Annotated in this window: 16 protein-coding genes; 4 read left to right on the top strand and 12 right to left on the bottom strand. The window is 38.1% G+C overall.

Going from position 1 to position 15820, the window contains the following annotated elements; translation table 11 throughout:
• The first annotated feature begins 21 nt into the window (after nt 1-21).
• The 4 genes from ZA06_RS04860 to ZA06_RS04845 all read left to right on the top strand — a co-directional run bounded on the left by ZA06_RS04860 (nt 22) and on the right by ZA06_RS04845 (nt 2384).
• A complete protein-coding gene (locus tag ZA06_RS04860) occupies nt 22-471 on the top strand; it encodes a hypothetical protein (protein ID WP_053976257.1) in 450 nt (149 codons plus the stop codon).
• A gap of 2 nt (nt 472-473) precedes the next feature.
• Nucleotides 474-1076, top strand: a complete 603-nt coding sequence (locus tag ZA06_RS04855) for an ExbD/TolR family protein (protein ID WP_053976256.1) — start codon at nt 474-476, stop codon at nt 1074-1076.
• Nucleotides 1077-1097: 21 nt separating this feature from the next.
• On the top strand, nt 1098-1580 hold the full coding sequence (locus ZA06_RS04850; protein WP_053976255.1) for an ExbD/TolR family protein: 483 nt from the start codon (nt 1098-1100) through the stop codon (nt 1578-1580).
• A gap of 108 nt (nt 1581-1688) precedes the next feature.
• On the top strand, nt 1689-2384 hold the full coding sequence (locus tag ZA06_RS04845) for a porin family protein (RefSeq protein WP_053976254.1): 696 nt from the start codon (nt 1689-1691) through the stop codon (nt 2382-2384).
• On the opposite strand, the gene ZA06_RS04840 is transcribed toward ZA06_RS04845, so the two are convergent.
• The 12 genes from ZA06_RS04840 to ZA06_RS04785 all read right to left on the bottom strand — a co-directional run bounded on the left by ZA06_RS04840 (nt 2379) and on the right by ZA06_RS04785 (nt 15809).
• A complete protein-coding gene (locus ZA06_RS04840; RefSeq protein ID WP_240472204.1) occupies nt 2379-2936 on the bottom strand; it encodes a hypothetical protein in 558 nt (185 codons plus the stop codon). The two genes, ZA06_RS04845 and ZA06_RS04840, sit on opposite strands and share 6 nt — an antisense overlap.
• Nucleotides 2937-3114: 178 nt before the next feature.
• Nucleotides 3115-4581 carry an RNA polymerase factor sigma-54 gene (gene rpoN / locus ZA06_RS04835; protein ID WP_053976252.1) on the bottom strand — a complete coding sequence of 489 codons (1467 nt, stop codon included), beginning with the start codon at nt 4579-4581 and terminating at the stop codon, nt 3115-3117.
• A 93-nt stretch (nt 4582-4674) separates the two neighbouring features.
• Nucleotides 4675-6108: an asparagine--tRNA ligase gene (gene asnS / locus ZA06_RS04830; RefSeq protein ID WP_053976251.1), complete on the bottom strand. Its 1434-nt coding sequence runs from the start codon at nt 6106-6108 to the stop codon at nt 4675-4677.
• A gap of 215 nt (nt 6109-6323) precedes the next feature.
• A complete protein-coding gene (locus ZA06_RS04825; protein ID WP_053976250.1) occupies nt 6324-8717 on the bottom strand; it encodes an efflux RND transporter permease subunit in 2394 nt (797 codons plus the stop codon).
• A gap of 73 nt (nt 8718-8790) precedes the next feature.
• Nucleotides 8791-10065 carry a hypothetical protein gene (locus ZA06_RS04820; RefSeq protein ID WP_053976249.1) on the bottom strand — a complete coding sequence of 425 codons (1275 nt, stop codon included), beginning with the start codon at nt 10063-10065 and terminating at the stop codon, nt 8791-8793.
• A gap of 63 nt (nt 10066-10128) precedes the next feature.
• Nucleotides 10129-10686, bottom strand: coding sequence for a ribosome recycling factor (gene frr / locus ZA06_RS04815; protein WP_053976248.1), 558 nt, complete (start codon nt 10684-10686; stop codon nt 10129-10131).
• 50 nt (nt 10687-10736) lie between these two features.
• Entirely contained in the window at nt 10737-11444 is a 708-nt protein-coding gene (gene pyrH / locus ZA06_RS04810; RefSeq protein WP_053976247.1) for a UMP kinase, read from the bottom strand.
• A 192-nt stretch (nt 11445-11636) separates the two neighbouring features.
• Nucleotides 11637-12611 carry a translation elongation factor Ts gene (gene tsf / locus ZA06_RS04805; protein WP_053976246.1) on the bottom strand — a complete coding sequence of 325 codons (975 nt, stop codon included), beginning with the start codon at nt 12609-12611 and terminating at the stop codon, nt 11637-11639.
• 91 nt (nt 12612-12702) lie between these two features.
• On the bottom strand, nt 12703-13473 hold the full coding sequence (gene rpsB, locus ZA06_RS04800) for a 30S ribosomal protein S2 (protein ID WP_053977069.1): 771 nt from the start codon (nt 13471-13473) through the stop codon (nt 12703-12705).
• Between the two features lie 143 nt (nt 13474-13616).
• Nucleotides 13617-14003 carry a 30S ribosomal protein S9 gene (gene rpsI / locus ZA06_RS04795; protein ID WP_053976245.1) on the bottom strand — a complete coding sequence of 129 codons (387 nt, stop codon included), beginning with the start codon at nt 14001-14003 and terminating at the stop codon, nt 13617-13619.
• Nucleotides 14003-14458, bottom strand: coding sequence for a 50S ribosomal protein L13 (gene rplM, locus ZA06_RS04790; RefSeq protein WP_053976244.1), 456 nt, complete (start codon nt 14456-14458; stop codon nt 14003-14005). The genes rpsI and rplM overlap by 1 nt, the downstream gene beginning before the upstream one ends.
• Nucleotides 14459-14723: 265 nt before the next feature.
• Nucleotides 14724-15809: an acyltransferase family protein gene (locus tag ZA06_RS04785; RefSeq protein WP_053976243.1), complete on the bottom strand. Its 1086-nt coding sequence runs from the start codon at nt 15807-15809 to the stop codon at nt 14724-14726.
• Between the last annotated feature and the right edge of the window lie 11 nt (nt 15810-15820).

Raw genomic sequence — 15820 nt, 5'->3', positions numbered from 1 at the left:
CCGCAATAATTTTTATTAACTATGGGTTTACACAAAATTTTAAGAATACTAGTAGCTATCTTAAGCGTTTTAGGTGTTATTTTCTTGGGCCGTATTATAGGTGAAGGAGATGATGCTATTAAGGCAGCTGCTTTGGAAGGAGATACAGCAATTGTTGACCCTATCGCATATATTGCTTACGTTGTTTTAGGGATTATCTTAGCGTTTGTAGTGTTCTTCGTATTGAAAAACTTAGTAACACACACTGCTTCCCTTAAAGGAACTTTGATAGGAGTTGGACTTTTTGCTGCTATACTGATTGTAGCTTACGCCGTTTCTGGAGGAGATACTACAGTATACAAATACAACAACCAAGTGGCTACAGAAACTGAGTCGCACATGGCGGGCGCTGGATTAATTGCGTTCTACATTCTAATTATCGCTGCAGCAGCATCTATGTTGTTGGCAGGTGTTAAAAAAATGATTAAGTAATTATGGCAAAAAGAGCGGCACCCGAAGTAAATGCAGGATCGATGGCTGATATTGCGTTCTTACTTCTTATTTTCTTCTTGGTAACAACCACTATTGAAACCGATACAGGTTTGAGTAGAAAGTTACCGCCAATAGATGATAGTCAAGTTGAGCCACCAGTAATTAAGCAAAAAAACATTTTTACGGTGTTAATCAATAAAAATGATCAATTGTTGGTAGAGGACGAATTGATGGAGTTGAAGGATTTAAGAAAGGCAGCTGTTGAATTTTTAGATAATGGTGGTGGAGCAGGCGAAGATGCTTGTGGCTACTGTAAAGGAAAGAAAGATCCTAAATCTTCTGATAACCCTGATAAGGCAATCATCTCCCTTAAAAATGAGAGAGAAACATCATACGCAATGTATATTTCTGTACAAAACGAATTGGTGGCTGCCTATAACGAATTGAGAAATCGTCGTGCTCAGGAATTGTTTGGAAGACCATTCCACGAAATGGAACTTGCTTACGATGACTCCCGTTCACCGGAATTTAAGAGTGAGAAGTTAAAGGAAAAGATCGAGAAGATAAAACTTGAGTATCCTCAAAAATTATCTGAAGTTCAATAGTAATTTAGAAAACACAATTTTATGTCTAAATTTAAAAAGAAAAAATCAGGCGATTTACCGGCGATCTCAACAGCATCTCTACCCGATATTGTATTTATGCTTTTGTTCTTCTTTATGGTTGCTACCGTAATGCGTGATACTACATTAAAAGTGAAAAACGATCTGCCATTTGCAGACCAAGTTGAGAAACTTGACAAAAAAGACTTGATTATGTATATCTACGCAGGTAAACCATCTGATAGATTTCAAAGCACGTTTGGTAAAGAAGCCCGCATCCAGTTAAACGATAAGTTTGCGGATGTAAGCGATATCCAAGCTTTTATTGAAGCTGAACGCGCTTCTAAGCGTGAAGAGTTAGTGCCTTATTTAACTACAGCGTTAAAAGTCGATAAGGACGTAAACATGGGAATTGTTGGTGATATCAAGACAGAACTTAGAAAGGTGAATGCCTTGAAGATCAACTACACAACCAGAAATGGTGATATTTCCCAAAATAAAGATTAAATAATTTTATTTGTTAAAAATATGGAGAACATCCTGCTGCTTGCATCAGGATGTTTTTTTATATTCTCATCTTAAGCCCCAAAAGTTTATTCTTCTATATTTGTTACAATGAAACACTTGCTAACTGCCTTTTTTATAGTTTGCTTTTCTGGTTTTGGATTTTCTCAAGTCCTTCCCGATTCTGTTGTGGTTGATACCAAGTACAGAGAAGATCAGTTTTATGCTGGGGTAACCTATAATTGGTTGGTCAAGGAGCCTTCCGGTTTGTCACAAACAGGCTTTTCTTATGGCTTACATTTGGGCTTTGTTCGCGATATGCCTATCAATAAAAGACGTAACGTAGCCTTTGGTTTAGGACTTGGATTTGCATTTAATAATTACCGTCAAAATATGGCTATAATTAATGAACCTAACCGTGGTTTTAATTATAGCATTATTGATGATAGCGAAAACCCATATTCAAAAAATAAATTTTCTACTTATGTCATCGAAGTTCCTTTTGAAATTCGTTGGCGTACATCAACAGCCCAATCTTATAGTTTTTGGCGTATTTATACGGGATTTAAGCTAGGTTACGTGTTTTACGATACTTCTAGATACGAAGGAAGTCTAGGGACGTTTAAATATAAAAACAATGATGATTTTAATGCCTTCCAGTATGGGGTTACTTTAAGTGCTGGCTATGACGATTTCAACCTTCATCTTTATTATGGCTTAAATTCTATTTTTGGCGATGTTCGGGTGGACAATGAAGCCTTAGACATGACCACATTGAAAATAGGCTTAATGTTCTATTTTCTATAGCCAATAATTAAGCATTATCAACTGCGGTAAAAAGCCTATAAAAAATCCAATTACCAATTCAATAGGTGTGTGGGCTTTCATGTGAAGCCTGGATGAAGCTATAGCTCCTAAAACGATGCACATAAGGGCAATACTTCCATTAATATTTATCTGAAAATGGATGCCAATGGCAACGGCAAACATAAAGAACCCGGCTGCAGCAATCATATGAATACTAGCCTTGATGTCCATAAGGGCCAAAATCAAGCAAGTTAGGGTTGAGCATAGAATGCCAATAAAGAAAAAGTAAAGCTCTGGGATTTCGTTTTGGGGTAATACCCTAGTGAAAATTAAAATAACAATAGCACACTGTAATACCAACGGAAGCACTCGTTCCTTGGTAGTTTCCAAATGAAACGAATCTATTTTCTTAAGTGTTTTTAATAAATAAAATAATAGAATAGGAAGTACAATGGTTAGTATGGTAACGGAAAACAACTTCGCTTTTACAATTGGTTCCGGGATGTACCTTGGCGTTCTGGAAAAGTAAAAAAGTACCCCTAAAAGAGGCATTAGAACGGGGTGAAATATAAATGAAATGGCTCTTAGCATGCAAGGAAGCAGTCTTTGGGTTTGGAATTTCAATTATGGTTACAAGATAGCATTCCTTATTGATTTATAAGAACTCTTGGCAATTATAATTAATTCAATTAGTTTGATTTTTGGAAAGAGGGAATGTAAACCCTTAGAACTATATTTTTTTTCGTAACCTCGCCACTGGAAAATCCAATTGTTCTCTGTACTTCGCGACGGTTCTTCGGGCGATGGGATAGCCTTTTTCCTTTAGAATAGATGCCAATTTTTCGTCAGTAAGTGGTTTGCGTTTGTCTTCTTCTTCTATAACCGTTTCTAGGATTTTTTTTATTTCCTTGGTTGAAACTTCCTCTCCTTGGTCATTAGTCATGGATTCTGAAAAGAATTCTTTGATGAGCTTGGTTCCATAAGGGGTATCGACATATTTACTGTTGGCCACACGTGATACGGTAGAGACATCCATGCCAATATTGTCGGCAATGTCTTTAAGAATCATCGGTTTCAACTTACGTTCATCCCCTGTAAGGAAGTATTCTTCTTGATAATCCATAATGGCACTCATGGTTACAAAAAGGGTTTGCTGACGTTGTTTTATGGCTTCTATAAACCATTTGGCAGCATCCAGTTTTTGCTTAATGAATAGCACGGCATCCTTTTGTTGTTTGGACTTGTCCTTACTTTCTTTATAGCCCTTCATCATGTTGCTGTATTCTCTGGAAACATGTAATTCAGGGGCGTTTCTTCCATTAAGTGTCAATTCCAATTCGCCATCCACAATTCTAATAGCAAAATCTGGCACCACATGTTCCACCATTTTGTTGCCCCCAGAGTAAGAGCCTCCCGGTTTTGGATTGAGGTGTTCTATTTCCTCTATAGCATCCCTAAGTTGTATCTCGGTAACATCGAATTTTTGAAGCAGCTTTTTGTAGTGCTTTTTGGTGAATTGCTCAAAAGCATTGTCTATAATATCAATGGCCAATTCTACATCTGGAGTTTTTTCTTTGCGATGAAGTTGAATGCTCAAACATTCCTGTAAATTTCTGGCGCCAACACCTGCGGGATCTAATAAATGGACCGTATGAAGCACTTTTTCTACGGTTTCTACCTCTGTAAAGATATTTTGAGTAAAGGCTAGGTCATCTACAATATCGTTTAAAGAACGTCGTATATAACCACTTTCATCAATGCTTCCAACCAAGAATTCGGCAATGTCCATTTCTTCATCCAAAAGCCTGAAGGTATTGAGCTGGTTGGTCAAATGTTGCGTAAAGGATGTCCCAGCCGCATAGGGCACACTTTTTTCTTCGTCGTCACTACTGTAGTTGTTGCTTTGTGTACGGTAGTCAGGGATGTCATCATCGCTCAGGTAATCGTCTACATTAATGTCTTCTGCGGTGATGGTTTCATTATCATTGATCTCATCGGCAGAATTGTCAAATTCCTCAAAGGTATCCTCGTAATCTTCGTGTTTTTCCTTTCCGCTTTCCAAGGCAGGATTTTCTTCCAGTTCTTGCTTCAAACGCTGCTCAAATGCCTGTGTAGGCAATTGGATCAATTTCATTAATTGAATTTGTTGCGGCGATAGTTTTTGCGATAATTTAAACTGTAAATACTGCTTGAGCATAAGGTAAATTTGCTTTCGGATAAAGGTAAAAAAAACAACCTATATTAAAATGTAAACATAGGTTGTTTTGGGAATATTTATGCTAATTTTTTATTAAAACTCGGCGTTTTGAGGCGTTCTTGGATAAGGGATGACGTCTCTAATATTGGTCATTCCTGTGGCGAACATTACTAAACGCTCAAAGCCAAGTCCAAAGCCAGAGTGAACCGCAGTTCCGTACTTGCGTAAATCTAAATACCACCAAAGCTCTTCTTCTGGAATGCCAATGGCAGCCATTTTTTGTTTTAATACATCCAGACGCTCTTCACGTTGTGCACCACCAACAATTTCTCCAATTCCAGGGAATAAAATATCCATAGCTCGAACGGTTTTACCGTCGTCGTTCAAGCGCATGTAGAATGCCTTGATGTTGGCTGGATAATCGAACAAGATAACAGGGCACTTGAAGTGCTTTTCAACAAGGAAGCGCTCGTGCTCACTTTGAAGGTCTGCACCCCATTCGTCAATGATATAGTTGAATTTCTTCTTTTTGTTTGGTTTCGAATTTCTAAGAATATCGATGGCCTCGGTATAACTTACACGCTTGAAATTGTTGTCTACAACAAACTTCAATTTTTCAATAAGGCTCATTTCGCTACGCTCGGCTTGAGGCTTGGTTTTCTCCTCGTCCAACAAACGTTGCTCCAAGAATTGAAGGTCGTCTATGTTGTTTTCTAACACGTAGTTGATAACATATTTCATGAAATCTTCAGCAAGGTCCATGTTGCCTGCCAAGTCCATAAAGGCTACTTCTGGTTCAATCATCCAGAATTCTGCCAAGTGTCTTGAAGTATTGGAGTTTTCTGCTCTAAAGGTAGGTCCAAAAGTGTACACTTTCCCTAAGGACATAGCGTAGGTTTCGGCCTCCAATTGACCGGATACTGTCAGGTTGGTTTCCTTTCCAAAGAAATCTTTGCTGTAATCTACTTCTCCAGTTTCATTTAAAGGAGGTTTTTTAGAGTCCAAATTGGTTACTCTAAACATTTCTCCGGCTCCTTCAGCGTCACTACCTGTAATAATAGGTGCATGCATATAGTAAAAACCATTCTCGTTAAAGTACTTGTGAATAGCAAAAGACAATGATGAACGCAAACGCATCACGGCACTGAACGTATTGGTTCTGGTGCGTAAGTGTGCATTCTCACGTAAGAATTCGAAGGAATGCTTTTTAGGTTGAATAGGATAGGTTTCTGGATCGGAATCTCCTAAGATTTCAATGGTCTTCACCTGGATTTCCACACGTTGTCCTTTTCCCTGGCTTTCTACCAATTCCCCAACAATGTGAACCGCAGCTCCAGTGGTAATGCGTTTTAGGGTAGAAGGATCGATGTTTTCAAAATCCACAACACATTGAATGTTGTGAATGGTAGAACCATCGTTTAAGGCGATAAACCTGTTGGCTCTAAAGGTACGTACCCAACCTTTTATTTCTATGTCATGAAATGTGATATCCTGCGATAATAAGTCGGCAATTGTATGTGATTTCATTTCTAAATCAATATTATTTTAAAGCTTATTTGCATGGAAGCAGTTGTAAACAAGTCGGCTTCAATTGCAAATAGGTTATTGGTTTTAAATTTTGAACTGCAAAGATAAAAAAGCCAAACGGCATTTTTATCGATAATTGCTATTTAAATACTTCTAGGTTTGTCAAGTAGAACCTGTCTTTCTGAAAAGCCAAATTCCAATGGTTAACAATTTCCTTAAAGCTGGTCTTCCTCGTCTTCCTCTGGAATAATGTTGATAGAAGGTTCTCTTAAAACTTCCTTGTTGGCAATACTTCTTTCCAAGGATAGCAATAAAGATGGGAGCAGCAATAAATTGGATAACATGGCGAACAACAAAGTGGTGGACACCAATGCTCCCAATGCTACCGTTCCTCCAAAACTTGAAATGGTAAACACCGAGAATCCAAAGAACAATACAATGGAGGTATAGAACATACTCACTCCAGTTTCGCGCAATGCTCCAAATACCGATTTTCTGATTTTCCAGTGGTTGGCTTGCAATTCCTGTCTGTATTTTGCCAAAAAGTGAATGGTATCATCTACCGAAATTCCAAAGGCAATACTAAATACCAAGATGGTTGAAGGCTTGATTGGAACTCCCAAGAATCCCATCAATCCAGCGGTTACCAACAACGGCAATAGGTTAGGGATTAATGACACTATAATCATCTTGAACGAACGGAACATATAGGCCATAAACAGTGATATTAAGAAAATGGCCAAGGACAATGAAATGATCAAGTTTTTCACCAAATACTTGGTTCCTTTTTGGAATACTAAGGCTTTACCTGTTAGGGTAATGGTGTATTGTTCTTTTGGAAATACCTTGTCAATTCTAGTTTGTAAATCTTCTTCAATACGCTCCATTCTGTCGGTGCCAATATCCTTCATGAACGTGGTGATACGGGCATATTGACCTGTGCTGTCCACAAAGTTTTTCATTAAATCCACATCCGAAGATGAGTTTTTTGCATAGGATAGAATGAAATTATTTTCCTGACTGGTTGGCAATTGATAGTATTTTGGGTTGCCATTGTAATAAGCTTGCTTGGAATATTTCAACAAACTCACTACAGAAATAGGTTTGGACAGTTCTGGCGTTTCATTGATGACTTCCTCCAAATCGCTCATACGTTTCAGGGTGCTCAGCTTCATCACCCCTTTTTTGCGTTTGGTGTCCACCATGATTTCCAAAGGCATGATACCATCAAATTCACTTTCAAAGAATCTGATGTCGTCAAAGAATTCGGTGTCCTTTGGCATGTCTTCAATTAAGCTTCCTGAGATTTTAATTTGGTAAATCCCAATAATGCTGGCCATGATCAAAATCAACGAAATGGAATAAATAGCAATGTTGTGCTCTTTTACCATACGGACCATCCATTCTACGAAAGTGCCTATCCAACGTTTGTTTAAGTGCTCTAGGTGGCGGTCTTTTGGATGTGGTAAGAAGGTGTAAATAATTGGAATGATCAATAAACACAGCACGAAAATGCCCAAAATGCTTAAGGAGGCTACAATACCAAATTCCTTTAAAAGCTTACTTTCTGTAAGGATAAAGGTAGCAAAACCGGAAGCCGTGGTAATGTTGGTCATCAAGGTGGCATTTCCAATTTTTGTAATGACACGTTGAAGCGATTTTACCTTGTTTCCGTGCAATTTCACCTCATGCTGAAATTTGTTGATGAGGAATATACAGTTAGGAATCCCGATAACGATAATTAATGGTGGAATTAAGGCCGTTAAAACCGTGATTTCATATTTCAACAAACCTAAGAGTCCAAAGGTCCACATTACTCCAATACACACTACGATTAAGGAAATAAAGGTGGCTCTAAAGGACCTAAAAAAGAAAAAGAAGATTACGGACGTTACCAAAAGGGCAGCCCCAATAAACAATCCAATTTCATCAATGATACTTTTGGCATTCAACGTTCTGATGTAAGGCATCCCAGAGACCCTTACATCGAGGTTGTTGGTAGCTTCAAATTCTGCAATTTTTGGTTCCAGAATTTGCTCTATAAAATCTTTTCTAAGAGACGTATTTACAATGTCCTTTTTCATGTAAATGGCCGATCTCACCGTTTTGGTTTCCTTATTGAAAAGGAAATTGTCATAAAAAGGATATTGTTCAAAGAGCTCTTGCTCTAGGGTGTCAATCTGCGACATGGAATGAATGGAATCCTTGATGAAAGGTTCCAAATCAAATTTTTGCTCATCGGTGTTTTTGACAAGCTTTTGAAGATCTTTTATGGACACTACGGTTTCTACTTCTTCATACGGCTTAAAACTTTCGGAGAGTTTGTTCCAAGCGTTGAGTTTTTCCACGGTGAACAAGGTGGAATCTTTCACTCCAATTACAATCAGGTTTCCTTCTTCTCCGAAGATGTCAAGAAAATTGTTGTAGGTAATATTTACTTCGTGGTCATCTGGCAATAAATTGGCTTCGGTATAGGTGAAGCGCATGTATTTCCATTGATAACTGAAAAACAACGTAACTGCTACGATACCAATTAAAATGGCAACTTTGTTACGTAAAATAAGTCTTGCAATGACTTCCCAAAAGCCTGTTGTAAATAGTTTGAGCATAGCTTGATAAAAACAGTCGACAAAGGTAGGAAAAACCTAAGGAACTGGTTGCAAAATAGGGTATTTAATTCTGTTAAAGGGTGAGGTTGAAAGTGAACTTTACGGCAATGTTGTCTTCTTCCCTTGGTAAGTGATAAGCGCCATAGCGATAGGCAAAACTTAGCCCAAAGCCAAACAATAGTTTGTTGATTTCAAGACCAGATTCGGTATAGCCTTTATCCAAAGTTCCAAAAGTAACATTTTGGTGTCGTTCAATATGGTCCATATCACCAAGGGCGTAACGCGTAATCAATACCAATTGAGGTTGATAGCGTTCAGTGATTTTAAATGGCTTAAAGAAATGTTTGATTTGAAAGGTTGTAAATCTATCTGAGAAAAACTCGTTGAAGTACATGGTCTCAAAACTGTTCAATCCCGCTACAGAGAAACGTTGTAAAATGGTTTCCTTGGTGATGTTGTTAGGGTAGGTGTGGTACAAATGCGTTAGCGGTGCTTTTCCTTTTGCAATTCCCGCACGCAATGTGAATTTTGTCTCAGAGGTATTTGGATATACAATTTGATAGATACTTCTGAAATCTAATTTTAAGAAATTGAAGTTGCCATCAAAAATGTTCTTGTAACTCTGGGTGTATTGTAACGTAAACTGTGGAAATCCCTTTTTAAGTTCCCTCAATTTATCGTCAACATATTCGTATCTACTAAATGGACTCCATTGCAAGGATACAATTGAAGTGGTCAAATCGAAATCATGATAGGCCTTGTCATCCACCACAAAGGAATAGCCATAGGTTGGCAAAACATCGGTGCTGGCCAATTGAATTTCTGTCAACAAGCGAGGCGAAATGCGGTGTTCCAAGGAAATAGTCCTATTGATCAATCGGTGAAACAGATCAATGTTAAGCAATCGCGGTTGGAACAGTTGAAAAAAGCGTTTGTCCGTTAAAAAGGTGGAACTTCCCGTTTCCTGAAGATCGTCTGTGTAGGCCACGTTGATCCAAGTGTTGGAACGCGGTCTTACCCTTGTTCCTCCACCAATGCTGTATTTCCATCGGTCGTCTCTAAATCCGTAAGACAGATATCCGGTGGCACGGTATCTGCTTGAAAAGGCGTCATTGGTAACTGCTCCCATACCTGTGCGAAAGCCTTCGTATTGGTTGAATTTTACTAAATATCTCAAATCAAAATTGAAATATTTGGTAGGGAAATAACCGTTGCCAATATTGGTTATAAAAGCCTTCCTTTTTATGGAATCTTGTTTGGTGCTATTTAAGGAGTCTGTTGGTGCGGTTTGCGACTGTACAGCGATAGAGCATAGAACAATAAATAAGAAAATGCAGTGCTTACGCATGTAGAATATCGAAATGGTTATTAAAAGGCATCTAAAAAAAGCGACAATTGATGTCGCTTTTTTTTATACCGTCATGATCTCTTTTTCTTTTACAGCCAAAAGCTCATCTATTTTCTTAACGTACTTATCGGTCATTCCTTGTACATCAATTTCACCATTTTTTTGAAGGTCTTCAGATACTTCAGTAAGTTTTTTGATGTCATTATTGGCATCTTTTCTCGCGCTTCTTACCCCAATTTTGGCGTCTTCAGCTTCAGTTTTGGCTTGTTTTACCAATTCTTTACGACGCTCTTCGGTTAAAGGCGGTACATTGATGATAATAGTGTCACCGTTATTCATAGGGTTGAAGCCAATGTTGGCCAACATGATGCCACGCTCAATTTCCTGGAGCATGTTCTTCTCCCAAGGTTGTACCGTAATCGTTCTTCCGTCCGGAGTGTTTACGTTGGCAACTTGGTTTAAGGGTGTTTGAGAACCATAATAATCTACCATAACGCTACCAAGCATTGCAGGGCTTGCCTTTCCTGCTCTAATGTTAACGAATTGCTTTTCCAAGTGCCTAATGGCACCATCCATGGCTTCTTTGGTAGCATCTAATATAAATTGAATCTCTTCGTTCATGTTCTTTGAAATTTAATGTGATTACAAAAAATAAGCTTCGTGGTAAGGGGCTATAGGTTTACTTTGGTTCCAATGTTTTCGCCAGAAATCACTTTTAGCAAATTGCCTTTGGTATTCATATCGAATACAATAATTGGCAATTGGTTTTCTTGGCTAAGGGTAAAGGCTGTTGTGTCCATGACTTTCAAACCTCTTTGTAAAACGTCGTCAAAAGTAATATGGTCGAATTTTACTGCGGTCTCATCTTTTTCTGGATCGGCATTATAAATTCCGTCAACACGTGTTCCTTTTAGGATGACATCGGCTTCTATTTCAATGGCGCGCAATACAGCTGCAGAATCTGTAGTGAAATATGGGTTTCCTGTTCCACCACCAAAAATTACCACACGACCTTTTTCCAAATGACGGATGGCTTTGCGACGAATGAATGGTTCGGCCACTTCATTTATTTTGATAGCTGTTTGCAAGCGTGTAGGAATACCAGAATTTTCCAGGGCACTTTGTAATGCCAATCCGTTGATAACGGTTGCCAACATCCCCATGTGGTCTCCCTGTACACGATCCATGCCATTGCTGGCACCAGCCACACCTCTAAAAATATTTCCTCCTCCAATAACAATGGCAACTTCAACGCCTTTGTCTGTTATGGATTTAATGTCTTCGGCATATTCGGCCAATCTTACAGGGTCAATGCCGTATTGGCGGCTCCCCATTAGTGCTTCTCCAGATAATTTTAGAAGTATTCTGTTGTATTTCATTAGTTTGAGACGATTTGTTTTAAAGAAGCTGCAAACTTTAAGTGTCTTTTGTTCAGTAGAAAACAAGTTAAGAGCAGCTTATTTACAGTACTTTTTTAAGTTTAGCAAAACTACGTAATTTTTTTGTTTTTGGGTTATAAAAAAAGCTTCTCGTAAGGAGAAGCTTTTTTAAATATTTTGAACAGTACTGGATTATCCTACGCTTACACGTTTGAAATCTGTGATTACTACGTCACCGTAAGATTCCACATATTTGGCAACGTTCATTTTTTCATCTTTGATGAAGTTTTGATCCAACAAACATTTCTCTTGGTCTAGAGTAGTGTTGTCTGAAATGAAACGCTCCATTTTACCTGGTAAAATTTTGTCCCAAATTTGTTCTGGCTTACCTTCAGCTTTCAATTGCGCTTTAGCTTCTTCTTCAGCTTCAGCCAATGCTTCTGGAGTCAATTGAGCCATAGAGATGAATTTAGGTACGTTTTTAAGGGTTTTACCCAAACGAGCCAACTCTTCATTATCTTTTTCGATTACTGCAATTCTAGCTTCAGTTTCAGAAGCGATGTAAGCAGGATCAAAATCTTTGTAAGATAACGTAGTTGCACCCATAGAAGCTACTTGCATAGCAACATCCTTAACCAATACATCAGCGTTGTCAACTTTAGCAGACAATCCAACTAAAGCAGCAATTTTGTTGATGTGTACGTAAGAACCAACGTATGGAGCTTCCAATTTCTCAAATCCAGTGATGTCTAGTTTTTCACCAATTACACCAGTTTGCTCAGTTAATTTGTCAGCAACAGTCATTCCGTCGATTGTAGCAGCCAATAAAGCGTCTTTAGAATCTACGGTAAGGGCCAAGTCAGCCAATTGGTTGGCAAGGGCCACAAAGTTTTCGTTTTTACCAACGAAGTCAGTTTCACATCCTAAAACGATAGCAACACCAGTAGTGTTGTCGTCGTTTACTTTAGCAACAGCAGCACCTTCAGAAGAATCTCTGTCAGCTCTCTTTTCTGCTACTTTTTGACCTTTCTTACGTAAAACCTCAATGGCTTTGTCAAAATCACCTTCAGCCTCAACCAAAGCTTTTTTACAGTCCATCATACCGGCTCCAGTAGCCTGTCTCAACTTGTTTACTTCAGCAGCTGTAATTTTTACTGTACCTTCCATAAGTATTTGAATTTTTTAAAAAAAAGTCGTTCAATTAATTTTCAACAAAGAAAAGAATTAAACGACTTATTTGTGTTTTGTAAATGTTATCTTATTCTTCTTCGTCACCAGCAACTTTAGCTTTTGCTGATTTCTTTGCTGAAGTTTTACCTTCTTCTTTTACAGCTTTGTCTGATTTTCTTTCAGATAAACCGTCAGCGATTGCTGAAGTAACAAGAGATAAAACTTTATCTATAGACTTTGAAGCATCATCATTTGAAGGAATCAAATAATCAACTTGACGTGGGTCAGAGTTGGTATCAACCATTGCAAAGATTGGAATGTTTAATTTTTGTGCTTCTTTAATTGCAATGTGCTCACGTTTGATGTCCACTACAAACAAAGCTCCTGGCAAACGAGTCATATCGCTAATAGAACCTAAGTTTTTCTCCAACTTAGCTCTTAAACGGTCAACTTGTAAACGCTCTTTTTTAGATAGAGTGTTGAAAGTTCCATCTTTTTTCATTCTATCGATAGAAGCCATTTTCTTAACAGCTTTTCTGATAGTTACAAAGTTGGTCAACATTCCACCTGGCCATCTTTCAGTGATGTATGGCATGTTTACAGCGCCTGCTTTGTCAGCAACGATGTCTTTTGCTTGCTTTTTTGTAGCTACAAATAAGATTTTCTTTCCAGAAGCAGCAATTTTGTGAAGAGCTTCAGCAGTCTCCTCGATTTTTGCAGCTGTCTTGTAAAGATTGATGATATGGATGCCGTTACGCTCCATGTAGATGTAAGGAGCCATGTTTGGATCCCACTTTCTGGTCAAGTGACCAAAATGTACACCTGCTTCTAATAATTCTTTTACTTCTACTTTTTCCATTTTGTAATAGTTTACGTTCTGTTGATTAGCAATGGGCAAGTGGTCACGCGTTGCGTTCGCCTTGTCCATTTAGATGCTAAACTAAATCCTAGCCTTAACAGGCTATGGACAACAAAAACTGGGTTGTTTCTTTTACTGTGGGATTAACGTTTAGAGAACTGGAATTTCTTACGAGCTTTCTTCTGACCGAATTTCTTACGCTCTACCATTCTTGGGTCTCTTGTCAATAAACCTTCTGGCTTTAAAGTCAATCTGTTTTCTGCATCTACCTCACACAAAGCGCGAGAAATTGCCAAACGGATAGCTTCTGCTTGACCGGTAATACCACCGCCATATACATTAACAGTAATGTCAAAGTTGCCATCATTGTTAGTCATGGTCAAAGGTTGGTTTACTTTGTACTGTAAAGTTGCAGTAGGAAAATAAACCGCCATGTCTTTTTTGTTAACCGTGATGTTCCCAGAACCTTGGGCTACATACACACGAGCAACAGCCGTCTTTCTACGGCCGATTTTGTGAATTACTTCCATTAATTGAATTCGTTTAAGTTAATTGTTTTTGGTTTTTGAGCCTCATGAGTATGAGCTGCACCAACAACAACATTTAGATTACGGAATAAGTTTGCTCCTAATTTGTTTTTAGGCAACATTCCTTTTACTGATTTTTCTACTAACCTAGCTGGATCTTTTCCAAACATCTCGGTAGCAGTTAAACTTCTTTGACCACCTGGGTAACCTGTGTGACGAATGTAAGTTTTGTCGTTCCACTTGTTTCCTGTCAAGTTGATTTTCTCTGCATTGATAACAATTACGTTATCTCCACAATCAACGTGTGGTGTGAAGTTAGGCTTATGTTTACCTCTTAAAAGTTTTGCAACTTTTGAAGCTAAACGACCTAAAGTCTGACCTTCAGCATCAACCAAAACCCACTCTTTGTTTACAGTAGCTTTGTTTGCTGAAATAGTTTTGTAGCTTAATGTGTCCACACTAATTAATTTAAATTAAACATTCCTCTCTCAAAAAGAGTTTGCAAATTTACGATTATATATTTGATTACCAAATAGTGTGGGCTGAAATTTTATCCGTCAATTAAATTGAATAGGTGCTTAAGTTTAACAAAACACTTTCAGGATGTTATGTCTTATGTTGGTGTTTGAATGTTGATAGCTCTTGTTTATGTTGTTTTAGGTTGAACAATCTTTAATGGCATGATTGTTATTTTTAAACAAGTTGCTTTTGCATGTATGGCTATTAGACTTTGATGAAAATTTTTCTTTTATAGAGTAAATGGGCCAACGCTATATAACTTAAAACAACCGATAGGGCATAAAGTAAAGATGAGAGTTCCTGTGGAATAGAGGAAAACGTAAAGAACTTTTGGTAGAGCCATGAATGTACATTATGTGATTCACCAATAGGAATCGAGTAAAACGACTTTGAAATCAAACTTGATAGGAAGTAAATGACTATGGCGTTCATGCCGACCTGTTTAAATATGGATCCGAAAGATAGTTTCCTCACATCGGTAATATAATATATAATGGTGAGGATAAGTGATCCCCAACCACAGGTGACTAGTACAAAACTGCTGCTCCATAAAGCTTTGTTGATGGGAATCCAAATACTCAATAAATATCCCGTTGCCAAAAGTGTCACAATTGCTCTGGTCAAATATCTTAATGGCGTTGGTCCGCCCAAAAGTTTCCCGATGAGAATACCAGTAACGCAACTTACGATGGAAGGCAATGTGCTCAGCAATCCTTCTGGGTCGTAATCTGCTTGCCACATATGCTGCCCAAAAACTTTAAGGTCTATATAATTGGCCCAATTATTTGGTGCTCGGTCCAAGCTAGGCAATGTACCGTTTGTAAAAGGAATCCATCCTAAAATAATGGAATAGGACAATAAAATGGCAACGATGATAAAAAGCAGCGTTCTTGGTTTGCAATTCAGATATAAGATGGAGGAAATCAAAAAGACAATTCCAATCCGTTGTAAAACTCCCGGAATTCTAAAAGTGCTTAGGTTCGTAATAAATGGGAGATATGGAACAAATAGGTTTAGAAAGAGTCCCAAGCCAATCAGTTTTAAACTTCTAATGGTTATTTTTCGATAGGTTGGGACTGTGTTGGGTTTGTTTTTATACGAAAAATAGATAGAGATGCCCACAATAAATAGGAAGAATGGAAATATCAAATCTGTTGGTGTGAGTCCATTCCATTCGGCATGCAACAGTGGTTGGTAGACATGATTCCAATCGCCAGGCGTGTTGACCAAAATCATGGCCACAATGGTGAATCCCCTTAAGAGGTCAACGGCTTCAATTCTATTTTTCATCAAAGAAAATA

The organism is Mangrovimonas xylaniphaga, assembly GCF_001280435.1.
GTDB classification, from domain to species: Bacteria; Bacteroidota; Bacteroidia; order Flavobacteriales; family Flavobacteriaceae; genus Mangrovimonas_A; species Mangrovimonas_A xylaniphaga.
Note: the sequence above shows the minus strand (reverse complement) of the source record. Positions and strands in the feature narration are given on the sequence as shown.

Coding starts and splice junctions, on each gene's coding strand:
- ZA06_RS04785 (WP_053976243.1), bottom strand. CDS start 15,809: ATGAAAAATAGAATTGAAGCCGTTGACCTCTTAAGGGGATTCACCATT.
- rpsB (WP_053977069.1), bottom strand. CDS start 13,473: ATGGAAAAAGTAGAAGTAAAAGAATTATTAGAAGCAGGTGTACATTTT.
- ZA06_RS04820 (WP_053976249.1), bottom strand. CDS start 10,065: ATGCGTAAGCACTGCATTTTCTTATTTATTGTTCTATGCTCTATCGCT.
- ZA06_RS04825 (WP_053976250.1), bottom strand. CDS start 8,717: ATGCTCAAACTATTTACAACAGGCTTTTGGGAAGTCATTGCAAGACTT.
- tsf (WP_053976246.1), bottom strand. CDS start 12,611: ATGGAAGGTACAGTAAAAATTACAGCTGCTGAAGTAAACAAGTTGAGA.
- ZA06_RS04860 (WP_053976257.1), top strand. CDS start 22: ATGGGTTTACACAAAATTTTAAGAATACTAGTAGCTATCTTAAGCGTT.
- ZA06_RS04840 (WP_240472204.1), bottom strand. CDS start 2,936: ATGCCTCTTTTAGGGGTACTTTTTTACTTTTCCAGAACGCCAAGGTAC.
- frr (WP_053976248.1), bottom strand. CDS start 10,686: ATGAACGAAGAGATTCAATTTATATTAGATGCTACCAAAGAAGCCATG.
- asnS (WP_053976251.1), bottom strand. CDS start 6,108: ATGAAATCACATACAATTGCCGACTTATTATCGCAGGATATCACATTT.
- ZA06_RS04850 (WP_053976255.1), top strand. CDS start 1,098: ATGTCTAAATTTAAAAAGAAAAAATCAGGCGATTTACCGGCGATCTCA.
- ZA06_RS04855 (WP_053976256.1), top strand. CDS start 474: ATGGCAAAAAGAGCGGCACCCGAAGTAAATGCAGGATCGATGGCTGAT.
- ZA06_RS04845 (WP_053976254.1), top strand. CDS start 1,689: ATGAAACACTTGCTAACTGCCTTTTTTATAGTTTGCTTTTCTGGTTTT.
- rpsI (WP_053976245.1), bottom strand. CDS start 14,003: ATGGAAGTAATTCACAAAATCGGCCGTAGAAAGACGGCTGTTGCTCGT.
- rpoN (WP_053976252.1), bottom strand. CDS start 4,581: ATGCTCAAGCAGTATTTACAGTTTAAATTATCGCAAAAACTATCGCCG.
- pyrH (WP_053976247.1), bottom strand. CDS start 11,444: ATGAAATACAACAGAATACTTCTAAAATTATCTGGAGAAGCACTAATG.